We start from the raw sequence: 20,410 nt of genomic DNA on the forward strand, positions 1-20,410 counted from the left end.
CGTGCGGTCGAGAGCCGCGGCGTCGGTCGCCGCCCTCGGAACGGTCGCGCTGGTGGCCCCGGGCGTCGTCGCCGCCGGACTCGCGCTCGTTCCCGGTCTCGATACGTGGCCCAGCCTCGGCGCGCTTCGCAGGTGGGGTCTGACGTACGCCCTCGTCGGCGTTCTCGCTGAACGGCAACTGCGCCGCGACCGGCGAGTCGATCCGAGACGGGCGGGGGCGATAGCGTGCGTCGCGGCGCTCGCGCTGTTCTGGGCACACCTCCTCGCCCTTCCCGATTTCGACGCTGCGGTCGAGACGTTCTCGTGGTCGGTCGCGGTCGTCGTTCCCTTCGTCGCGGGGACCCCGCGGAGCGTGGCCGGTCGATACCTCGCGCTCGGTCTCCTCGCGCTCCCGATAGCCGCCACGAGAATCGCCAGCGAACCGGTCGCGTTCGCGTACGTCGTGTCCCCGCTCGCGGACGCGACCTACCGCTCGCTGGTCGGAGCGACGTTCGGCCTCCCGCTGTTCGCGCTCGGCGGTGTCGTGGGAGGGGAGAAGCAGGTGGATTAGAGCGGGAGCGCGGCCCGGACGCGCTCGATGACGCCGGGCGACCGGGAGTTGCGATAGCGCTCGAAGACGGGGTGGAGCGCGTTCAGCAGTTCCTGCTCGCTCTCGAAGCGGTCGCGGTCGAGCTCCGAGAGCGCCTCCGAGAGCGCGACCGCGTGTCCTTTGGCGTTGTAGTCGATGCGCGGGTCCGACAGCGTGCTGACGACCTCCGCGCCGGTCGCGGGAAACGAGAGGTCGGCCTCGTCGAGTTCGGCCGCCACCTCCGCGATGCCGAACTCGATGACCTCGGGCCCGTCGTCGCCGGAGTTCGATTGTGGTGGCCTCACGCCCATGGGTCGGGGTACTCGCTCCCTGCTTGAAAAACTACTCCCTCCCGGCGTCGCGAGTCAGTACCCCTAAGCCCCTCGGACGACTACGCGGCGGTGATGGACGCGACCACGACGGACGACGGGCGGACGGTGTACGTCGCCCGCGAGGAGGGCGAGCGCGGGTCGAAGGGGCCCTTCTTCGTCGTCTACACCGGTGACGCGGGCGAGGACCGTTACGGCTACTTCTGCGGGAACTGCGAGCAAATCGACAACGCGATGGACCCGATGGGCCGCATCGAGTGCAACGTCTGTGGCAACATCCGCAAGCCGACCGAGTGGGACGCCGCTCACGAGTGACGCCCGGGCGGAGGGTCCGCTCGCGAGCGAATCGGCCACTCGACTTTTGGACGCGATTCCCGAAGAAGGAGCCATGACCGAATGCTGGGTGACGGTTCCATGACCGACGTCCGCGAGGACGTGCTGGCGGAACTCGAAAACAGGGACGACACCCTCCGGCTCGACGACTTCGTCCGAATCATCGAATCCCACCACGCGACCCGCCGGGGGGCGACCGACGGGGACGACCGGAGTATCGACCGCGGACCCCGAGGCGTCGACCGCGAGACGCTCGCGGCGTACGCCGAGGCGGTGCGGTTCGACGTGGACCTCGCGGCGCTCGACGACCGGGTGGTCGACAGCGACGACTGGGTGGAGGGCGGGCGCTTCTACGACTTCGGCGGCGACCGCATCAGCGTCTACCCGCCCGACTGGCACGACGCCATCGCCGACACCGACGACATCCGCCATGTGGTTCGGGTGATACAGGACGAGACCACCGAGGTCGAGGGCGACCACTGGGGAGCGGTCACCGAGGACCGCGGCGTCCCGGAGGAGAAGGTCTTCCGCGTGGCCGAGACGGTCGCGGGAATCGACCGCGAGGCGGCGCGCGAACAGATAAAGGAACTGCGTCAGTCCGGAGAAATCGAGGAGTTCGCGTCCCAAAACCGGAACCCGACCATCCGCCTGTCGTAGCTCGCAAGAAGGTTTATTACCCACTCCGTCCTACCACCACATGGATGGCCCCTGTTAGCACACCACCCATCGAACAGGCGCGGTCTATCTTCACCGACCTAGGCTACGCCGTGTCCGGCGACGACGGCGGCGAGTTCCGGGCCGAGCGAAAGTGGCGTTCCGTCCGGGTCACGGCGATGGCCGATTCGGACGAGACGCCGGACGACGGCGACATGCGCTGTTTCGTAACGTGGGAGGAGTACGCGTCCGAACTCCGGCGACGACTTCGACATCTCGATCCGGAGTACGAGTGGGCGATAATCGGTGTCAGGGAGTGTGGCGACTACGAGGTAACGCGCGCACCGCCGAGCGTGGCTCCGGCGGTCTGAGGTCCCCGCCGACCGATTCGGGCGACCGCGGTCGCCCGAATCGGTCGATTTTCGCGGTCGATTTTTGCAGTCAGAAGCGGTCGATTTTCGCGGTCGTTCTCGAAGCGAAACGCCGCCGTCTCGAACTCACGAGCGGTCGAGCGTCGCGTCAGCGCTCGCCCAGCTTCGCGGCCGTGGCGGCGAGTCCGGCCTCCACGTCGACGTCCGCGCCCTGCTCGTCGAGCGCGTCGCCGAGCGCGGCCATGAGATACGAGACGTTCCCGGGCCGGGCGGAGTAGCCCATACAGCCGATGCGGAATATCTCGCCGTCGAGATCGCCGAGCCCGGTGGCGACTTCGAGGTCGTACTGGTCGAGCAGGTAGCCCGTCACGTCGGTGTCCGTGACGCCCTCGGGCACCCGCACCGCGTTGAGGCTCGGGAGCCAGTAGTCGTCGGGCGCGTTCATCTCCAGCCCCATCGCCTCGACGCCAGCCTTGAGCGCCCCGGCCATCTCGCGGTGGCGCTCCCAGCGCTCCTCGATGCCCTCCTCGGCCACGAGCCGGAGCGCCTCGCGTAGCGCGTAGACGTTCGTGATGGGCGCGGTGTGGTGGTACGACCTGTCGTCGCCCCAGTAGCCCTCCAGCAACGAGAGGTCGAGGTACCACGACCGGGCGTCCTCCTCGCGGGAGAGGACCTTCTCCATCGCGCGGTCGTTGAGCGTGAGCGGGCTCGCGCCCGGCGGACACGACAGGCACTTCTGCGGGCCGGAGTAGGCAACGTCGACACCCCACTCGTCGACCTTCAGTTCGACGCCGCCAAGCGAGGTGACGGTGTCGGCGATCACGAGCGCGTCGTGGTCGTGGGCCACGTCGGTCAGCTCCGACACCTCCGGCTGGAGGACGCCCGTGCTGGTCTCGGCGTGGACGAACCCGAACACGTCGGGCTGGTGTTCCTCGAACGCTTCGGCCACGTCGGCGGGGTCGAGGGGTTCGCCCCACGGCGCGTCGACGTGGACCACCTCGCCCCCGGCGCGGGTCGCCATCTCCGCCATCCGGCCGCCGAAGTAGCCGTTGGTCGGAACGAGCATCGTGTCGCCCGGTTCGACGACGTTGCCGATGGCGGCCTCCATCGCCGCCGACCCGGTACCGGACACCGGAATCGTCCACTTGTTGTCGGTCCGGAAGGTGTACCGCAGGAGGTCCTGGACCTCGTTCATGACCTCGATGAACGAGGGGTCGAGGTGGCCGACCAGCGGCGTGCTCATCGCCCGAAGCACTCGCGGGTGGACCTCGCTCGGTCCGGGGCCCATCAGCGTCCGGTCCGGGGGTGTCAGCTCGCCAACGTCCGGTTTCTCTACCATGTGAGACGTTACCCCCGCCTCCGACTAAAAGATGTCCACCGGACCGCCGCGGTTAGCGACCCGTTGCGCGGGGGGTTCCACAGCGTAATACCGCGTTGATGCCGGACGATACGTCGGTAGCCCGAGAAACGGCGACTTTCGGCGTCGAATCCGCGAAAACGGTCTGGACCGTTTATTCGTGATGACGGCCTACGGAGATGTAGCCCGACGGATGATACGGGGGCGTCCGGCGGGCGAGAGTTCCCAACGACACGACGCGTCGGATCCGCGGACCGAATCCGCGGCGGACCGGCGGACGGCCGAACGCGGTTCGGGGCGCTCGCGCGCGGCACGGGCCAACTGGGGGAGGTGGCCCGTTCCGGCGCGGGGGCGTCGAACCGCTCCGGGGTCGGTCGTCGGCTGGCTGCTGGCGTTTGCACGGCGTTCCGAGCCGTCGACTACGGCACGGGAACCGACGACCGCGGCGAGCGGGGTTCGCTCGCCCGAGCGGTCCTGTTTTCGCGGGGGTCCGGGGTGGTCCGACCGGGAAGAGGCTTATATCTCCGGAGTGCCAAGGGACGCTCCTATGATGGTCGGCCACGCGATGGTCGCGTTCGCGCTGGCGACCGCCGCGGCGTCCCGGCGGTGGTCCCCGCAGCGAGCGCTTTCGTTCGGCGTCGTCGCGGCCGCGTTCGCCACGGTCCCCGACGTCGACATGGCCTATGCGGGCGTCGGCCTCGCGCAGGCCGGGGTCGGCGGCGTCTGGGAGCTGACGTCGGCGTTCTGGGGGAGTTCGACCCTCGTCCACCGCGCGGTGACCCACTCGCTGGTCGTCGGGGCGGTCGCCGCGGTCGCGTTCGCGGCGACCGCGAGCGACCGCGCCCGGGTCGCCGCGGTCCCGCTCGGGGCCGCGCTGGTGGGCGCGGCGTTCGTCGAGAGCGGCCCGCTCGGGGCCGCGATAATGGGGCTGTTCGTGCTCGCGGGGGTCGGCGTCGCCGTCGTCGCCGCGGGCACGACCGACCTCGGGCCGCGCGAACTGCTGGTCGCCGCGCTGGTCGGTCTGCTGAGCCACCCGTTCGGCGACGTTCTGACGGGCGAACCGCCGGGGTTCTTCTACCCCTTCGACCTGCTGGCGTTCGACTCGCGAGTCGTCCTGCTGGGCGACCCGACGCTCAATCTCCTCGCGGTGTTCGGGGTCGAACTCGCGACCATCTGGGTCGCGGGGTACGTCTACCTCCGGGCGAACGACGAGCGTCTCCTCGCGCACGTCGACGCGCGGGCGGCGGTCGGCGCGGCGTACGCCATCGCGGCGCTCGCGCTGCCCGCGCCCACGATGGAGGTCTCGTACCACTTCGTGTTCTCGATACTCTCGGTCGGTATCGTCGGGGTCGCGCCCCAGTTGCACCCCTCGCGGTCGGTGCTCTCGGCGGAGTGGGACGAGACGATAACGTGGGTGCTGACGGGGCTCGGGGCCGTCAGCATCGCCGCGCTCGCCTACACCGGAGTGTACGCGTTCGCGGCGTGACCGGTGGGGACCCGTTCGCGTCGCGGTCGGTCGCGACCGACCGCGACCGACCGCGACCGACCGCGACCGACCCGTCCGGACCGCCCCGTCTGGACCGACCCGTCCAGACCGACCGCTGACCACGACTTTCTTGTACTCCGGGTGAGAATCCGCGTGGTATGGCCAAACGCGTCACCCGACTCGACAGCGTGGTCGAGGACGAGCGCGCGAACGCCGCGCTCGGATGGGTGCTCGTCGTGTTCATCCTGCTGGTCGCCGTCGAGAGCCTGCTCGGGGGCGACCTGCTCTGGGCCGGATTCGCGGCGTTCGTCGCGGGCGTGGCGCTCGTGCCCGCGGTCGTCCACCGGACGGCGACGATGATGCTCCCGTGGGAGGTGCTCGCGCTCGCGGCGCTCCCGATTCTCGGGCGCACGCTGGCGACGGTGGTGCTCACCTCGCGGGTCGCGACCTACCTCTCGGTGGCGGCGCTGGCGCTCATCGTCGCGGTCGAACTCCATCTGTTCACGACGGTCAAGATGACCCACTGGTTCGCGGTGCTGTTCGTCGTCATCGCCACCATCGCCGCCGCGGGCGTGTGGGCGGTCGTCCAGTGGCTCTCGGACGTGTACCTCGGCACCGCGTTCATAGAGAACGAGCACCGCCTGATGTGGGACTTCGTGGCGGCGACCGCGGTCGGCGGGCTGGCGGGCGTGATATTCGAGTGGTACTTCCGGCGGTTCGCGCGACTGGACTCGCGTCTGCCCGACGATGTCGGCGAGAAGGCGGGTGAGACCGAATGAGGATACGCGACAGGCTCCGGGTCTCCGATAGACGCCAGCGGCAGTTGACCCGCGTCATGGAGGTGTGTCTCGTCGGCGTCTTCTTCATCGGTCTGGACCGGGGCAACCCCGGCGTCGTCGTCAACGCCGGAATCGCGTTTCTGGTCACGTTCCTGCCCGCGGTACTCGAACGCGACTACGACATCCCGATGGACGCCGGGCTCACCCTCTGGATCACCACCGCGGTGTTCCTCCACGCGGTCGGGACGCTCGGGCCGTACAGTTCGCGGATGACCGTTCTCGGCATCGGCTGGGACAACGTCACCCACACCCTGTCGGCGTCGCTGGTGGCCGCCATCGGCTACTCGACCGCGCGCGCCATCGACCGCCACATCGACGACGTTCACCTCCCGCCGAAGTTCATGTTCGTGTTCATCCTGCTGTTCGTCCTCGCGTTCGGCGTCGTCTGGGAGGTCCTCGAGTTCGCCATCGGCGAGGCGGCCGCGATGTTCGGGACCGGCACGGTGTTGACCCAGTACGGCCTCGAAGACACCATGAAGGACCTCATGTTCAACACGGTCGGCGGCATCATCGTCGCGGTCTGGGGGACCGCCTACCTCACCGACGTGGTGGGCGCGCTAGAGGAGCACCTCGACGGGCGCGACCAGCGGGCCGACTGAACCGGGTTCGGCCGGTGACACAGTCCACGGTGAATCTGCCGGTGACACAGTCCACGGTGAATCGGCCGGTGAACCATTCTCCCGGGTGGGACTGAAAGGGGCCGCCCGCTCGCGTTCTACGTGGTCGCCTGCGCGACCCCTATCCGCGCCGCGCGGTGCGGGAAGGCGCGGATATGTCGCGTCAGCGACCGCGAGCGGGCGGGGGCTTTCGAGGTCTGCGTTGCTGTGTTTCCTTCCGAACTCCCGGTACGAACCCAGCGCAGACGCGCAGAACTCCCGGTGAGAGCGATTCCTATCGGGCGAGTAACTTTACATTCCTGTGCGCCGAACTGACACGCGCTATGGTCTTCAAGAAGATCACGCTCATCGGCACGAGCCCCGAGAGCTTCGACGAGGCGGCAGACGACGCCATCGACCGCGCGGAAGCGACGCTGGACAACATCAAGTGGGTCGAGGTCGACGAACTCGGCGTCGAACTCGCGAGCGTCGAGGACCGCGAGTATCAGGCAGAGGTCACGGTGGCGTTCGAACTGGAGGAGTAACCTCGCACCCGAACGTCTTCGGCCCGCGGCGTCAACGTTAACATCCCGGACGAGAAAGGGTGGAGTATGAGTACCGATACCGCCCCCGACGCCGACCCCACGCCCAAAATCGAGGTGACCGAGACCGCGGCCGAGAAGGCGCTCGCGCTCCTCGACAGCGAGGACCTCGACGCCGACGAGGCCGGACTCCGACTCTTCGTCCAGCAGGGCGGCTGTGCTGGCCTCTCCTACGGGATGCGATTCGACGAGGCACCGGAGGAGGACGACACCATCTACGAGCACCACGAGCTGCGGGTGTTCGTCGACCCCGCGAGCCTCAACTACATCGAGGGGAGCGTCGTCGACTTCGAGGAGGGCCTGCAGGGCGCGGGCTTCCACGTCGAGAATCCGAACGTGGTCAGCGAGTGCGGGTGCGGCGAGAGCTTTAGGACGTAGAATCGGAGGTCTCCGTTTTCGGGCACGGTCCTTTCGAGGAGTATCGATAGCTAGCGGGTTCGGAATCGTCGAGTCGCCATCCGACGGTCCGAACGCTGGCGCTAGCTACTCCCGGTACCGAGGAGAAACAGCGACCGCACAGCATCGCAACCGCACAGCACCGCCACCGCACCGCGCCCCGTTCCTCCCCGCGTGCGTCTGCGCTCGCACCGCGAGCGCAGACGCGGCGCATCCTGTGGTCGGTGAAGATGCGCGAAACCGTAGGGAGTGACCACGTTGAAATCCTCTAGATCTGATCGGTTTCAGTAGGCATGCTGAATCTATGGTGCGTACCTCTTAGTGCTCACCAGCGGTCAAGGGAGTTATTTTACCACTAAACCAGGCCAAAGATTGAATGGGATGGAATTGGAACACGACTACTGTGTCAAGTCAGAACACCAAAAAATCGTTTTCCAACGAAGGTGCAACAATCGTACTCCACCGTAATAACCCCGACCTCCCTCAGTCTACTTGCCGCGAGCTCACTCAGAGGGGTATCGGTGTCGTTGATTTCGGGATGGGAACGAATTTAGACCCCGACGACAGCGACAACGCGGCTGAAACCCGAAGCAAAAATACACTTCGACGGATTTCGGCCGGTGGTGCCTATGGGGCAATCCATGTCAAGGGCCTTGATATCGTCGTGGTCGGGTACGCAGCGCCCCGAGCAATCCGGTTCTTCGAACTGGAGAATGTTGACGGAGAGGTACGCACGTACCCCGGTTTCCAGTTTGAACGGTTCGGCGAAGTTCCAGAAGGTGGCGATGGGGTCTTTGAACGACTCGACACGGCGATTGGGAATCGGACAAACAAGCCCACTCTCTATGAACCTGACGAAGGGACACCGGACCGGCCGGGAATTGAGACGATTCCAGAGGCGTTCATTGAACTAGATAGAATGGGACGGCTCCGCCGACCAATCAAGTGAACTATCCAGTATGTGTTGACAGGAAGTATCTATTATCTGGGGAGGGGAGACAGTGCTTTCCTGCCCCCAATTAGGGCAGTACTATATCTCTGACGCCAATTATCGATTGTACGGGATAGTGAATACATCCTCTTTATTCAGCACGCGAGTACTCCCAACCGTGAGGGTTTTAGTTAGCGAAAACCCCCGAAATCCCGTGCTCGCCTCACTCACCGTCGCCGAACCGCTTGCGGACGCTCTCGGCGTGGGCCTCCAGTCCCTCGGCCTCCGCGAGCGTGGTGATGGTCCCTTCGAGGTCCCCGAGCGCGTCGCGGTCGAGCCGCTGGACCGTGGTCGAGCGCAGGAAGGTGTCGACCGACAGCCCGCCCGTGAGCTTCGCGAGGCCGTTCGTCGGGAGGACGTGGTTCGTCCCGCTGGCGTAATCGCCCGCCGCAACCGGGGTGTAGGGGCCGAGGAAGACGCTCCCCGCCGAGTCGATGCGGTCGAGCAGTTCCTCGTCGCGGTCGGCCTGAATCGAGAGGTGTTCGGCGGCGTACTCCTCGGCGAACAGGACGGCCTCGCTCATCGACCGCGCGACGAACAGGCCGCCGGTGTCGTTGGCGAGCGCCTCGCGGATGGTGTCCTCGCGGTCGCGTTCCTCTGCCTGCCGGTCGATTTCCTCGGCGACCGCCTCGGCGAGGTCCCGGTCGTCGGTCACGAGCGCGACCGCGGCGTTCGGGTCGTGTTCGGCCTGCGCGAGCAGGTCCGACGCGACGAACGCCGGATTCGCGGTCGCGTCGGCCACCACGAGCAGTTCGCTGGGTCCCGCGAGGAAGTCGATCTCCACGTCGCCCCGCACCTCGGCCTTGGCCGCGGTGACCCACTTGTTGCCGGGGCCGACGACCTTCTGAGCCCTATCGACCGTCTCGGTGCCGTAGGCCATCGCGGCGATGGCCTGCGCACCGCCGACGCTGTACACCCTGTCTGCGCCCGCGGCGTGGATGGCCGCGAGCGTGACGGGGTTCATCTCGTCGGCGGGCGGGGTCGCGACCGCGACCTGCTCGACGCCAGCGACCTTCGCCGGTATCACGCTCATCAGCGCGCTGGAGGGGTAGGCCGCCGCGCCGCCCGGAACGTACGCGCCGACGCGCTCGATGGGTCGGAAGCGCCGCCCGAGTTCACGGCCCGTCGAGAACTCCCGCCGCCAGTCGCCCGGGAGCTGGGCCTCGTGGAACTCCCGGACGTTCCCGGCGGCGTCCTCGATGGCCGCGCGAGTCCCGTCGTCGAGCTGCTCGTAGGCGCGCGCGGCCTCGTCGGTCACGTCGAGGTTGCCGACCTCGACGCCGTCGAACTCCCGGCAGAACTCCCTGACCGCCACGTCGCCCTCCTCGCGCACGCGGGAGACGATGTCGCGCACGTCGTCGCGGACGGCCTCGACTCCGGCGTCCCGGTCGAATAGCGCCCGCCGGTCGTCGGGGCCGAGGTCGGCTACGGTTCGAACGTTCATGCCCGGGGGTTCGAAGCGCGGGCGAAAAACGGTTTCCTTCCGGGAAGGCGAGACTCGGCCGCCGAGCGGTTCGAGCGAGACACATCTACAGATAAAGAAATAAGTGCGGGCGATAACTCAGACATCTTTAGATGAAACCCTCGGCCGTTCGCGCCTCCATTCTCCTGCTCGCCGCGCTCGTACTCCTCCCGGTGGCCATCGGCGGCGTCACGGTCCCGGGTGAGGCGTCGGCGGACGGCCCGCACGCGCTCCAGTCGGCCAACAAGACGACCGACGTCATCGATATCTCGACGGAGCGGACCTCTATCTACCTCTCGTCCGAACGGATTGTCGTCGACGAGGGGGAGAACGCGCGGCTCAGATTCAGCGCCGTGAACTACGTCACGAACGAGCGACCGATGACGGTCCAACTCATCTTCCAGGCCCCGAGCGGGGTCTCGGTCGCTGGCGTCGCAGACGTAGACGAGGGCGACAGCCAGTACGTCGCCACGCGAACGCTCGACCCCGGCGGGGAGTTCGGCACCGAAATCGCCATCGACCCCGGGGAACCGGGCACGTATCCGGTCACCGCCAAGGCCGTCTACTACTTCGGGACGAACCACTCGAACGGCAGCGGCAAGGAGGTCGAACTCGATGTCACCCAGCGGTCGCCGCCCAAGTCGAGTTCCGAGAAGGTGGCTTCGAGCGTCACGAGCGCGCCGTCTGCGGTGATATCTGACTTCACGGAGGCGTTTCCCCCCGAGTACGCGCCGCTTTTCGTCTCGGGGCCGCTCCGCATCAACGTCCTGTACGCCCTCGTCGATTACTTCCTCATCATCGCGATGTGCTCTCTCCTCTTGCTCAGCATAGACAGCGATGAAACCGGGGGTGCAGTCGCCCTGTCGGCCATGGTCTCGGCCGTTATCACGCCGATACTCTTCGTCGTCGGCTACACGAGGGTTGTCCTGCTCGCCGGAGTCGGATTCATCGTTCTCGGGTTCGGTCTACTCGTCGTGCTCACGGTAATCCTGTTGCTCTTCGGGAGCTGAAACCCCACCCGAGGGCGCGTCCGACGCCCGCGGACCGATTCAACAGCCGTCGGTCGTCTCGAAGTAGCCCTCGGAGGTCTCGGTCAGCGTCGCAGTCTCGTAGGTGTTGTAGAGGCCGAGGTTCTCGTCCGAGCCCTCGGCGTAGGCGTAGCTCCCGTCGGTCCACGCCCGACCGGCCTCGACGTGGGCGTAGTTGTCGTCGGTGCCGCAGTAGCCCTCGAAGCCGCCGTCCCCGACCGTCACGGTCACCGAGTCGGTGTCGGTCGCGCCCGCGTCGTCGGTGACAGTGAGCGTCGCGGTGTACTCGCCCGAGTCGTCGTAGCTGTGGGTGGCGGTCTCGCCGGTCGCTGTAGCGCCGTCGCCGAACTCCCACTCGTAGGAGTCGACCGAGCCGTCGGGGTCCGAGGAGTCCGACGCGTCGAACTCGACCGTCTCGCCGGTGTCGGGGTCGGTCGGACTCGCGCTCGCGTCGGCGGTGGGCGCGTCGTTGTCGTCACCGTCGTCATCGTCACCGCCGTCGTCGCCATCGTCGCCGTCTTCGGGGCCGCCGAGCGTGAACCGTGAGAAGAACTCCCAGATACGCTGGCTGGCGTCGGGGCCGCCCGGCGCGGTGTACGACCCGCCGGACGCGCCGCCGGACCACGCGTGGCCCATGCCCTCGACCAGCCACTGCTCGACCCAGACGGTCCCCTCGGCGTCGGCGAACTCCTCGCGGGTGTAGCTCAGGCTGTCGCCCGACCCGTCGGTGGTCTCGTCGGGGGCGTAGTCTAGCTCGCCGTCGCCGTCACCGTCGAGCGCGAGGTCGTTTGTCACGGTCGCGCGTTCGGCCTCCTGCTCGCCGTTGCACGGGTCGACCGTGGTGTCGTCGGTGCCGTGGAACACGACGGTCGGGACCGGCCGGGTGATGCCGTTGCTCTCCATCCGGTCGTAGGCGTGCTGGCCCTCCTCCTCGGCGGTCGGTCCCGACGAACACCCCGACATCGTAGTGGTCCCCTCGGACTCGGTCTCGGCCACGTCGTACATCAGTCCGGAGTGGACGCCGCCCGCCGCGAACACGTCGGCGTACTCGACGACGAGGTTCGGGACGAACGCCCCGCCCGCCGAGAACCCGGCGGCGTAGACCCGCGAGTCGTCGATGGCGTGGTCGTCCGTCACGTCGTCGACCATCCCCTTGATCAGCGCGAGTTCGCCGTTCCCGCGGGTGGTGTTGTCGTCGTTGAACCACTGCCAGCACTCGTTGTAGTGCGCGCCGGTGGTCTGGTCGGGGTAGATGACCACGAAGGTCTCCTCCTCGGCGACCTCGTTCATCCGCGTCTCGTCCTTGAAGCCGTCGGGGCTCTGGGTACAGCCGTGGAGCATCACCACCAGCGGAATCTCCGTCGAGCCGTCGGCCCCGGTCGGGACGTACTTCTTGTACGTCCGACCGTCGTAGGTCTCGGACGTGTACTCGCCGTCGGCGGCGCTCGCGGTCGGCGCGCGGCCGACGGCGGCGGAGCCGCCGACCGCCGCGACGCCCATCGTCTTCAGTAGCGTTCGTCGGTTCAGTCGCGTCGCGTTCTCGTCGAACCGTCCTTCCGTGGTGTCGTTCGGGTTTCGTGTCATTGTTGTCTCCGTTCGCGTTCAGTCGAGCGTCCGTCCCTCGAAGAAGTCCCAGACGATTCGGCTGGCGTCCGGGCCGCCCGGCGCGGTGTACTCGCCGCCAGACGCGCCGCCGGACCACGCGTGGTCCATGCCCTCGACCAGCCACTTCTCGACGAGCGAGTCGCCGTCCTCGTCGTGGTACTCGTAAGTCGTGTAGTCGTAGTCCTCCGAGGACCTCTCCGCGACCTCGTCGGCGTCGTAGTCGACGTTCCCGTCGTCGTCGCCGTCGAGCGCGAGGTCGTTGGTCTGGGTGGCCTGTTCGGCCGCCTGATGGCCGTTCACGGGGTAGACCGTGGTGTCGTCGGTGCCGTGGAACACGATGGTCGGAACCGGGCGCGTGATGCCGTAGTCCTCCATGGCCTCGTAGGCGTCTTCGCCCTTCGCCTGCGGGTCCGGACCGCCGTAGGTCATCGCCGACGTGCCGCCGGTCGCGGTGTCGGCCGCGTCGTACTCCAGACCAGAGTGGACCCCGCCCGCGGCGTACACGTCGGCGTACTCCGCGAGCAGGTTCGGGACCATCGCGCCGCCCGCCGACAGCCCCGCGACGTACACCCGCTGGGGGTCGAGGTCCTCCTCTTCGACCGTCTCCAAGGTCATCCCGGCGATAACCTCGGCCTCGCCGTTTCCGCGGGTGGTGTTCGAGTCGTAGAACCAGTTCCAGCACATCGCGCCGTTCCGGGCGTTGTACTGGTCGGGGTAGATGACCGCGAACCCCTCCTCGTCGGCGACCTCGTTCATCCGCGTCTCCTCGCGGAACTGGTCTGCGGTCTGGCCGCAACCGTGGAGCATCACCACCAGCGGGTCCCCGGCACCGACGCCGTCGGGGACGTACTTCCAGTAGTCGAAGCCGCTGTAGTAGTGGTTGGTGTACGACCCGGACGCCGCGGCCGTCCCGAGGCTACCGAGGACGGTCGCCGTCCCGACCGCGCTCCCGACCGATCTGATGAGCGTGCGTCTGTCGCAGTTCATGTCGTGACATACCACAGAATCCGGCGAGGGACAATCTAATTATGGGTTAATATGTAAAATTTACCGCCTCGGAGGGTTATGTAATCGGTCTGGCGTCTTCCCTCGGCGAGCGCTCGACGGGAACCGGTATCCGTTTGCCGTTTCAGAGACGCGAGGGGAACCATCACTCACAAAAATTCTCGATTCCGTAAGATTGGTTCGGTCACATCGGAGACTTCGTTATCGGATTAGAAAATCTTAAGATGGAAACGTGGCAATTCACCGATGATGACCGGATCGAATCAGGAGTGGTGGCCGAATCGGTTGAACCTGCGGCCCCTCGACCAGAACGCCCGCGACGACAGCCCGATGGACGAGGACTTCGATTACGCCGAGGAGTTCCGCACGCTCGACCTCGAAGAGGTGAAGGCCGACCTCGAAGCGGTGATGACCACGTCGGAGGACTGGTGGCCCGCCGACTACGGCCACTACGGCCCGCTTTTCATCCGGATGGCGTGGCACAGCGCCGGAACCTACCGCACCGGTGACGGCCGGGGCGGCGCGTCGGGCGGCAGACAGCGACTCGCGCCCATCAACAGCTGGCCCGACAACGCGAACCTCGACAAGGCTCGCCGACTCCTCTGGCCGGTCAAGCAGAAGTACGGCCGCAAGCTCTCGTGGGCCGACCTGCTGATTCTGGCCGGGAACGTCGCTCTGGAGTCGATGGGCTTCGAGACGTTCGGCTTCGCTGGCGGGCGCGAGGACGACTTCGCGCCCGACGAGGCGGCCGACTGGGGGCCCGAGGACGAGTGGGAGGCCTCCGAGCGCTTCGACGACGAGGGCGAACTTCAGGAGGGTCTCGGTGCCACCGTGATGGGGCTCATCTACGTGAACCCCGAGGGACCCGACGGCGAACCCGACCCCGAAGCGTCGGCCGAGAACATCCGCGAGTCGTTCGGCCGGATGGCGATGAACGACGAGGAGACGGCCGCGCTCATCGCTGGCGGACACACGTTCGGGAAGGTCCACGGTGCCGACGACCCCGACGAACACGTCGGTCCCGAGCCCGAAGCCGCTCCCATCGAGGAGCAGGGCCTCGGCTGGAAGAGCGACCACGGCTCCGGGAAGGGTGCCGACACCATCACCAGCGGCATCGAGGGGCCGTGGAACACCACGCCGACCCAGTGGGACATGGGCTACATCGACAGCCTGCTGAACTACAACTGGTGGCCCGAGAAGGGTCCCGGCGGCGCGTGGCAGTGGACCACGCAGAACGGCGAACTCGACGACGCCGCGCCGGGCGTCGAGGACCCCTCGGAGACGGAGGACGTGATGATGCTGACGACCGACGTCGCGCTGAAGCGCGACCCGGACTACCGGGAGATTCTCGAACGCTTCCAGGAGAATCCCCGCGAGTTCCAGCAGGCCTTCGCGAAGGCTTGGTACAAGCTGACCCACCGCGACATGGGCCCGCCGTCCCGGTTCCTCGGTCCGGAGGTCCCCGACGAGGAGATGCTGTGGCAGGACCCGCTCCCCGACGCCGACTACGACACCATCGGCGATGAGGAGGTCGGCTACCTCAAGGGGAAGCTTCTCGATTCGGACCTGTCGGTCTCCCAGCTCGCCAAGACCGCGTGGGCCGCCGCCTCGACCTACCGCGACAGCGACAAGCGCGGCGGTGCGAACGGGGCCCGCATCCGGCTCGAACCCCAGCGGAGCTGGGAGGTCAACGAGCCCGAGGAGTTAGAGACGGTGCTCTCGACCCTCGAAGATATCCAGGAGAACTTCAACGACTCTCAATCCGACGCGACGAGGGTCTCGCTGGCCGACCTCATCGTGCTGGGCGGCAACGCCGCAGTCGAGGAGGCCGCGAAGGACGCCGGGTACGACGTAGAGGTCCCGTTCGAGCCGGGCCGAACCGACGCCTCTCAGGAGCAGACCGACGTCGAGTCCTTCGAGGCTCTCAAGCCGAAGGCCGACGGATTCCGTAACTACCTCGGCGAGGAGGCCGAGCGCCCGGCCGAGGAGATCCTCGTGGACAGAGCCGACCTGCTCGACCTGACGATAGACGAGATGACGGTCCTGGTCGGCGGCATGCGCGCGCTGAACGCGACCTACGGGGACTCCGACCGGGGCGTCTTCACCGACGAGTCGGAGACGCTCACCAACGACTTCTTCGTGAACCTGCTCGACATGGACTACGAGTGGGACGCGGTCTCGGACGACGAGGACGCCTTCGAGGTCCGCGACCGCGAGACGGGCGAGGTCGAGTGGGAGGCCACTCGCGCCGACCTCGTCTTCGGTTCGAACTCCCGGCTCCGGGCCGTCGCGGATGTCTACGCGTCCGACGACGCCGAGGAGAAGTTCGTGCGCGACTTCGTGGACGCGTGGCACAAGGTGATGACGCTCGACCGCTTCGACCTGGAGTGAACTCGACCGAGGGCTCGGCCCTCGTCGACGAGTCCGTTCTCCCCCGGTTTCGTAGTCTCGTCCGACCGACGGCTACGACGGGTTCCCAGTCGACGACCGGACGCTGAAATCGGTCGTCGCGGTCGTCGTCGCCATCTCACCCATGTCGGTCAACACGACTATCGCCACGTACTCGTTGACCGCGCGGTCGGTCCCGACGGGGCCCAAACCGTGGACGCTAAAACGGTGGCCCCGTAGTACTGCTCCGTCGCGGCCAGCAGTTACGCGTTCGGTGGCGCACCTGGTATCGACGACGGCCCGGTCACCGTTGCGGCCGGTGTCTCTCTCCACGACCGTCACCTGATTCGCCATTGGGACGGTCGCTTCGGGTGGGAGGTCGAGTGCGAGTACGACGTCTACGGTGTTCTCCGGTCGGTCCTCGAAGACGGTGGTTCGGGAGAACGGCGGACGTTCGCCCGGCGAAAAGCCGCTTCCCGTCGTAACGAAGTCGAGGACTATCGACGGGGCGCTCTCGCCCGTTTCGTGTTCGCCTCGGCTCATAGTCACCGACTCACGCTGACTGTTGTCCGTTCGACAGCAAGTGCTCGATAAGAGACGGCAGAGAGACCGCTAGCTTCCGCCCTCCTCGGTCGTCGTCTCTTCGCCTTCTTCTTCTTCTTCGGTCGTCGTCTCTTCGCCTTCTTCTTCTTCTTCTTCTTCTTCGGTCGCCGTCTCTTCGCCTTCCTCGGTCGTCTCTTCTTCCGAAGTGGTGTCGGCGGTTCCCGGCGCGGCGACCTCGAACTGGTCTTCCAGCATGAACACGTTCCCCTCGACGCTGATGCCCTCTCCGTCGTCGAGACCCCCGAGATCGGCGACGATAGCGTAGACCGTGTAGGAAGTCCGATCTCCCTGTCGCGGGGCCAGCGGTTCCAAGTTGAAGAGGTGTTCCTGATCGAAGTCACCCGTCTCTATGGAGACGCCGACGTTCCCGGCGAAACAGGGCGGACGTCCCTGACCGAATCTCGGTTGCCGCATCTCCAGTTCGCCGTCCTCCAACGTTTCCACGAAGAAGAGCTGGTACGCTAACTTGACGCTGTCGTCTTCGGGTGCTCCACCGTCGGGAGTTACGTCGCCGGACAGCAACACGCGTGCCCGACTGTTGGGAGACGCTTCGTAGGTCTGTCGTTCCTCGGAGCTGTCGGTCGGAAGCACTCGGAGGCTGGTGTTGTTCGCAGTCAGCGGTTCGTCTTGCGCTCGCACCGTTTGCATCGCGACGTCACCGACGCTCGAACCTGCACCTAGAAGTCCGAGCGCGCCGAACCCCTTTAGCAGGTTTCGCCGTACGATGCCATCGACCCTGTTGTCGGATTGGTCATCGGACATTGCAATACGACTCACGAGAACGTAGCTATTAGTGCCGGTAGTTTGTTCAAATTGAAAACCACTTCTTGAACGTTAACAAATGAGAATACCGGATTTCAACGTGATTTGGAATCTAGTCCTGCCATAATTGCTGACAGGAAACCGCCTTGGGACACCGGTATTAGTGAGTGAACAGCTGAAACATACCTATCGCGCCCGGATATCTCCCTGGCGCACGTAACGCGACCTTGACCCAATAGTAATCCTCAAATCCTACAATACACTCCGAGTATACAGAGATTCCTGACACGTATTTTGGGAATTCTGCCGTATCTCCGGAATACTGTATACAACATCTAAAAAGCAGGGAATAGAGGGTTTGTGGTATGGGTGAGTTCTCAGAAGTCTCGCGTCGCTCGTTTCTCACCGCGATACCATCGATTAGTATTTCCTATAATGAACAAGACCAAAGAGGGTATCGGTTAGCATCCGAGCGTAATTTAGCTGTAGAGGACCGGGACCGAAGTTGGCCGATGTTCCAGCACGACGTTGGAAACACGGGGTACGACTCGGACATCCGAGAACCGAGAGAGCGAATCCGGGAGCGCTGGCGTTTTCGAACGAACCGGGGGGTAACGAGCAGTCCGGCGGTAACCGACGACGCTGTGTTCGTCGGAAGCGAAGACGGACAGCTGTACGCCCTCACTCCGGCAGGTGATGAGCGGTGGCGGTTTCGAACCGGACGACCGATACGAAGTAGCCCCGCAGTTATCGACGGTACGGTTTACGTCGGAAGCGACGATCAGCGTATTCGCGCGATAACCGCCGAGAACGGCGGGGAAAAGTGGTCCGTCCGGACGGAGGGTGTGATCCGGAGTAGCCCGGTCGTAGCCGACGGAACCGTCTACGTCGGGAGCGACGACGGGGCGTTGTACGCGATAGCGACCGAGGGCGGCGACGAAGAGTGGCGCTTCCGAACCGGGCGGCGTATCTGGGGGAGTCCCGCAGTCGGCGACGGAACCGTCTACGTCGGGAGTCTCGACACGACGGTCTACGCGTTGTCGGCTGGCAGTGGCGAACCGAGGTGGCGATTCGACGCCGACGGTCCAGTCGTGAGTAGTCCGACCGTCGTCGATGGAAGCGTCTACGTCGGGGATTCGGGCGGTATCGTCCACGCGTTGACCACCGACCGCGGGGACGAGCGGTGGCGCTTCGACGCGGGGGAGGCCGTCCTGGTGAGCCCCGCGACCGACCGCGGAGACGTCTACCTCGCCACGACTGGCGGTACTGTGTTCGCACTCGACGCGGCGAGCGGGGAGGAGCGATGGCGGTTCCGGACGAATGGCCCCGTGGCGAGCAGTCCAGCGTTGACCGAACGCACGGTTTTCCTCGGAAGCGACGACGGCCGACTGTACGCAATCGACGCCGATGCTGGCGAGGAGCGGTGGCATCTCGAAACCGAGGACGCGATCCGAAGCAGTCCGGCAGTAGTCGATGGCGCGATATTCGTGGGAGGCGACGGCGGTCATGTCCACGCAATCGGTGAAGCAGAGAGGGACCCGTCGGAGATACTGAACCGGGAGCTACCGGATCCGTCCGGGCTCATCTCCGAGGACTCGAAACTCGGAACTGGGGTCGTCGAGATCGATACGGAGAATGGAACGCTGGAAATCTCCTCGAACCGCGACCGAGCGACAGTGACTGCTATCACCGGCTTCCTCGTCGCCGACGAGCTACGCGCCGACGAGTCGTGGGAGGGAACCGTCGAGCCCGCTTCGAGCCGCCTCGAAGCGTCAACTGTCACCGGCTCGATGAGGCTCGAATTCATGCCCGGGACCTTCTGGGGGGTTGCACTCCGAGCGGTACGAGCCATCGACCTCGTCGTGGACGGCGAGCGGGTCGCCCGAGGGGTGACTCGCGTCCGGTACTCGACCGACGAGGGTGTCTTCGAGTCGGAGTCACTGGTCGCTCCCGGAGAAGCGCTACCGTCTTGGCCGACCGTTCAGTTCGACAGTGCACGAACCGGTAGTCCTCCTGAAATGGGTCTCCCGACCGAGGGCGTTACGGAGCAATGGCGGTTCAGCGTAGACGACATCGTTCGTAGTAGCCCCGCTGTCGCAAACGGCACGGTGTACGTGATGACCGGGCTGACGAGGGACCTCTACGCACTGGCGACCGACACCGGCGACGAGCGGTGGCGGTTCGAATCGGGGGCTGTCGTCGGCAGCAGTCCAACGGTCGCCGAAGGTGCTGTCTTCACCGGCAGTAGCGACGGAGCGATGTTCGCGCTAGCGGCCGACAGCGGTACTGAACTGTGGCGGTTCGAGTCCGGAGACCACCGCATCGGTAGCCCCTCGGTTGCGGACGGGACGGCCTACGTCGGAAGCGTACACGGAGCCGTCCACGCGTTGACGGTCGCAGACGGGACCGAACGATGGCGGTTCGAGACCGAGGACGCGGTCGATACTACTCCGGCAGTGGTCGAAGACACCGTATACGTCGGTGATCTCGGCGGACGCGTCTATGCAGTAGCGCGAAACGGAGCGACCGAGAGATGGCACTTCGACACCCGAGAACGGGTGTTCAGTAGTCCTGCAGTCGCTGACGGAACGGTCTTCGTCACCGACGCCGGTGGAGCAATGACGGCAGTAGCGGCTGACAGCGGCGAAAAACGCTGGTCGGTCGAGACCAACGCACCGATCTACGGCAGTCCGACGGTGACGAGCGAGTCCGTCTTCGTCGGAAGCGATGACGGGTCGATCTACGCGCACGACGTCGAAACCGGGGACCCGCGTTGGCGCTTCGAGACGGGTGCGGAGGTTCGGAGCAGTCCGACCGTCGTCGGCGACACCGTCCTCGTCGGGAGCAGGGACGGATTCGTGTACGCGTTAGCGGCCGAGAGCGGGGAAGAGCGGTGGCAGTTCTCGACGAACGGAGCCGTCGAGGGAAGTCTCGCGGTCGTCGACGGATTCGCCTTCTTCGGCTCGTGGGACGAGAACGTCTACGCTATCGGATGAGTGGAATACTGTCGCCCGGAACACTAACCTCCAGCGTCA

At 66.0% G+C, this 20,410-nt stretch carries 20 protein-coding genes; 13 read left to right on the plus strand and 7 right to left on the minus strand.

All coding sequences use genetic code 11. The annotated features are described in order from the left end of the window. Window position 1 precedes the first annotated feature (1 nt). Complete coding sequence (locus NGM10_RS15135; RefSeq protein ID WP_253480185.1) at window positions 2-550, plus strand: hypothetical protein; 549 nt, start codon at window positions 2-4, stop codon at window positions 548-550. Here NGM10_RS15135 and NGM10_RS15140 read toward each other — a convergent pair. Beyond that, on the minus strand, window positions 547-879 hold the full coding sequence (locus NGM10_RS15140; protein ID WP_253480188.1) for a DUF5789 family protein: 333 nt from the start codon (window positions 877-879) through the stop codon (window positions 547-549). The genes NGM10_RS15135 and NGM10_RS15140 overlap by 4 nt on opposite strands. A 93-nt stretch (window positions 880-972) precedes the next feature. Between NGM10_RS15140 and NGM10_RS15145 the strand changes: the two genes are divergently transcribed. From NGM10_RS15145 to NGM10_RS15155, 3 genes are all read left to right on the plus strand, one after another. Next, complete coding sequence (locus NGM10_RS15145) at window positions 973-1,212, plus strand: DUF5816 domain-containing protein (protein WP_253480191.1); 240 nt, start codon at window positions 973-975, stop codon at window positions 1,210-1,212. A 99-nt stretch (window positions 1,213-1,311) separates the two neighbouring features. Continuing rightward, on the plus strand, window positions 1,312-1,887 hold the full coding sequence (locus NGM10_RS15150) for a hypothetical protein (RefSeq protein WP_253480194.1): 576 nt from the start codon (window positions 1,312-1,314) through the stop codon (window positions 1,885-1,887). 44 nt (window positions 1,888-1,931) lie between these two features. Continuing rightward, window positions 1,932-2,255, plus strand: a complete 324-nt coding sequence (locus tag NGM10_RS15155) for a DUF7116 family protein (RefSeq protein ID WP_253480197.1) — start codon at window positions 1,932-1,934, stop codon at window positions 2,253-2,255. A 148-nt stretch (window positions 2,256-2,403) separates the two neighbouring features. Here NGM10_RS15155 and NGM10_RS15160 read toward each other — a convergent pair whose 3' ends face one another. Then, entirely contained in the window at window positions 2,404-3,594 is a 1,191-nt protein-coding gene (locus tag NGM10_RS15160; RefSeq protein WP_253480200.1) for a pyridoxal-phosphate-dependent aminotransferase family protein, read from the minus strand. Window positions 3,595-4,159: 565 nt separating this feature from the next. On the opposite strand from NGM10_RS15160, the gene NGM10_RS15165 reads away from it, so the two are divergent. The 6 genes from NGM10_RS15165 (at window position 4,160) to NGM10_RS15190 (ending at window position 8,480) form a co-directional block, all read left to right on the plus strand. Then, entirely contained in the window at window positions 4,160-5,098 is a 939-nt protein-coding gene (locus NGM10_RS15165; RefSeq protein WP_253480203.1) for a metal-dependent hydrolase, read from the plus strand. Window positions 5,099-5,256: 158 nt separating this feature from the next. Then, window positions 5,257-5,877: a hypothetical protein gene (locus NGM10_RS15170; protein ID WP_253480206.1), complete on the plus strand. Its 621-nt coding sequence runs from the start codon at window positions 5,257-5,259 to the stop codon at window positions 5,875-5,877. Beyond that, entirely contained in the window at window positions 5,874-6,536 is a 663-nt protein-coding gene (locus tag NGM10_RS15175) for a DUF2238 domain-containing protein (protein WP_253480208.1), read from the plus strand. The genes NGM10_RS15170 and NGM10_RS15175 overlap by 4 nt, the downstream gene beginning before the upstream one ends. Window positions 6,537-6,877: 341 nt before the next feature. Continuing rightward, a complete protein-coding gene (locus NGM10_RS15180) occupies window positions 6,878-7,078 on the plus strand; it encodes a dodecin (protein ID WP_253480210.1) in 201 nt (66 codons plus the stop codon). A 66-nt stretch (window positions 7,079-7,144) separates the two neighbouring features. Next, entirely contained in the window at window positions 7,145-7,513 is a 369-nt protein-coding gene (locus NGM10_RS15185) for a HesB/IscA family protein (protein WP_253480212.1), read from the plus strand. A gap of 421 nt (window positions 7,514-7,934) precedes the next feature. Continuing rightward, entirely contained in the window at window positions 7,935-8,480 is a 546-nt protein-coding gene (locus tag NGM10_RS15190) for a hypothetical protein (protein WP_253480214.1), read from the plus strand. 205 nt (window positions 8,481-8,685) lie between these two features. Here the strand turns inward: NGM10_RS15190 and hisD are convergent, their stop codons facing one another. After that, the gene (gene hisD, locus NGM10_RS15195) at window positions 8,686-9,966 is read right to left on the minus strand and encodes a histidinol dehydrogenase (RefSeq protein ID WP_253480216.1); all 1,281 of its coding nucleotides are present in this window, start codon (window positions 9,964-9,966) and stop codon (window positions 8,686-8,688) included. A 131-nt stretch (window positions 9,967-10,097) separates the two neighbouring features. On the opposite strand from hisD, the gene NGM10_RS15200 reads away from it, so the two are divergent. After that, window positions 10,098-10,994, plus strand: coding sequence for a hypothetical protein (locus NGM10_RS15200; protein ID WP_253480218.1), 897 nt, complete (start codon window positions 10,098-10,100; stop codon window positions 10,992-10,994). A gap of 39 nt (window positions 10,995-11,033) precedes the next feature. On the opposite strand, the gene NGM10_RS15205 is transcribed toward NGM10_RS15200, so the two are convergent. Both NGM10_RS15205 and NGM10_RS15210 read right to left on the minus strand, forming a co-directional pair. Continuing rightward, on the minus strand, window positions 11,034-12,596 hold the full coding sequence (locus tag NGM10_RS15205; protein WP_253480220.1) for an extracellular catalytic domain type 1 short-chain-length polyhydroxyalkanoate depolymerase: 1,563 nt from the start codon (window positions 12,594-12,596) through the stop codon (window positions 11,034-11,036). An 18-nt stretch (window positions 12,597-12,614) separates the two neighbouring features. Next, window positions 12,615-13,604 carry an extracellular catalytic domain type 1 short-chain-length polyhydroxyalkanoate depolymerase gene (locus NGM10_RS15210; protein ID WP_253480223.1) on the minus strand — a complete coding sequence of 330 codons (990 nt, stop codon included), beginning with the start codon at window positions 13,602-13,604 and terminating at the stop codon, window positions 12,615-12,617. A gap of 267 nt (window positions 13,605-13,871) precedes the next feature. On the opposite strand from NGM10_RS15210, the gene katG reads away from it, so the two are divergent. After that, the gene (gene katG / locus NGM10_RS15215) at window positions 13,872-16,013 is read left to right on the plus strand and encodes a catalase/peroxidase HPI (protein ID WP_253483884.1); all 2,142 of its coding nucleotides are present in this window, start codon (window positions 13,872-13,874) and stop codon (window positions 16,011-16,013) included. Window positions 16,014-16,085: 72 nt separating this feature from the next. Here katG and NGM10_RS15220 read toward each other — a convergent pair whose 3' ends face one another. Beyond that, window positions 16,086-16,553, minus strand: a complete 468-nt coding sequence (locus NGM10_RS15220) for a hypothetical protein (protein WP_253480226.1) — start codon at window positions 16,551-16,553, stop codon at window positions 16,086-16,088. A 69-nt stretch (window positions 16,554-16,622) separates the two neighbouring features. Beyond that, window positions 16,623-17,261 carry a hypothetical protein gene (locus tag NGM10_RS15225; RefSeq protein ID WP_253480229.1) on the minus strand — a complete coding sequence of 213 codons (639 nt, stop codon included), beginning with the start codon at window positions 17,259-17,261 and terminating at the stop codon, window positions 16,623-16,625. Window positions 17,262-17,887: 626 nt separating this feature from the next. Here NGM10_RS15225 and NGM10_RS15230 point away from each other — a divergent pair. Beyond that, window positions 17,888-20,371: a beta-alanine-activating enzyme beta-propeller domain-containing protein gene (locus NGM10_RS15230; RefSeq protein WP_253480232.1), complete on the plus strand. Its 2,484-nt coding sequence runs from the start codon at window positions 17,888-17,890 to the stop codon at window positions 20,369-20,371. Window positions 20,372-20,410 lie beyond the last annotated feature (39 nt).

It is taken from the genome of Halorussus salilacus (genome assembly GCF_024138125.1).
GTDB lineage: Archaea > Halobacteriota > Halobacteria > Halobacteriales > Haladaptataceae > Halorussus > Halorussus salilacus.

What these genes read in the sequence shown, in the direction of transcription:
- NGM10_RS15180 (WP_253480210.1), top strand. Translation starts at nt 6,878, where the DNA reads ATGGTCTTCAAGAAGATCACGCTCATCGGCACGAGCCCCGAGAGCTTC.
- NGM10_RS15140 (WP_253480188.1), bottom strand. Translation starts at nt 879, where the DNA reads ATGGGCGTGAGGCCACCACAATCGAACTCCGGCGACGACGGGCCCGAG.
- NGM10_RS15230 (WP_253480232.1), top strand. Translation starts at nt 17,888, where the DNA reads ATGTTCCAGCACGACGTTGGAAACACGGGGTACGACTCGGACATCCGA.
- NGM10_RS15200 (WP_253480218.1), top strand. Translation starts at nt 10,098, where the DNA reads ATGAAACCCTCGGCCGTTCGCGCCTCCATTCTCCTGCTCGCCGCGCTC.
- NGM10_RS15225 (WP_253480229.1), bottom strand. Translation starts at nt 17,261, where the DNA reads ATGCAAACGGTGCGAGCGCAAGACGAACCGCTGACTGCGAACAACACC.
- NGM10_RS15175 (WP_253480208.1), top strand. Translation starts at nt 5,874, where the DNA reads ATGAGGATACGCGACAGGCTCCGGGTCTCCGATAGACGCCAGCGGCAG.
- NGM10_RS15150 (WP_253480194.1), top strand. Translation starts at nt 1,312, where the DNA reads ATGACCGACGTCCGCGAGGACGTGCTGGCGGAACTCGAAAACAGGGAC.
- katG (WP_253483884.1), top strand. Translation starts at nt 13,872, where the DNA reads ATGACCGGATCGAATCAGGAGTGGTGGCCGAATCGGTTGAACCTGCGG.
- hisD (WP_253480216.1), bottom strand. Translation starts at nt 9,966, where the DNA reads ATGAACGTTCGAACCGTAGCCGACCTCGGCCCCGACGACCGGCGGGCG.
- NGM10_RS15220 (WP_253480226.1), bottom strand. Translation starts at nt 16,553, where the DNA reads ATGAGCCGAGGCGAACACGAAACGGGCGAGAGCGCCCCGTCGATAGTC.
- NGM10_RS15185 (WP_253480212.1), top strand. Translation starts at nt 7,145, where the DNA reads ATGAGTACCGATACCGCCCCCGACGCCGACCCCACGCCCAAAATCGAG.
- NGM10_RS15145 (WP_253480191.1), top strand. Translation starts at nt 973, where the DNA reads ATGGACGCGACCACGACGGACGACGGGCGGACGGTGTACGTCGCCCGC.
- NGM10_RS15160 (WP_253480200.1), bottom strand. Translation starts at nt 3,594, where the DNA reads ATGGTAGAGAAACCGGACGTTGGCGAGCTGACACCCCCGGACCGGACG.
- NGM10_RS15170 (WP_253480206.1), top strand. Translation starts at nt 5,257, where the DNA reads ATGGCCAAACGCGTCACCCGACTCGACAGCGTGGTCGAGGACGAGCGC.
- NGM10_RS15205 (WP_253480220.1), bottom strand. Translation starts at nt 12,596, where the DNA reads ATGACACGAAACCCGAACGACACCACGGAAGGACGGTTCGACGAGAAC.
- NGM10_RS15165 (WP_253480203.1), top strand. Translation starts at nt 4,160, where the DNA reads ATGATGGTCGGCCACGCGATGGTCGCGTTCGCGCTGGCGACCGCCGCG.
- NGM10_RS15155 (WP_253480197.1), top strand. Translation starts at nt 1,932, where the DNA reads ATGGCCCCTGTTAGCACACCACCCATCGAACAGGCGCGGTCTATCTTC.
- NGM10_RS15210 (WP_253480223.1), bottom strand. Translation starts at nt 13,604, where the DNA reads ATGAACTGCGACAGACGCACGCTCATCAGATCGGTCGGGAGCGCGGTC.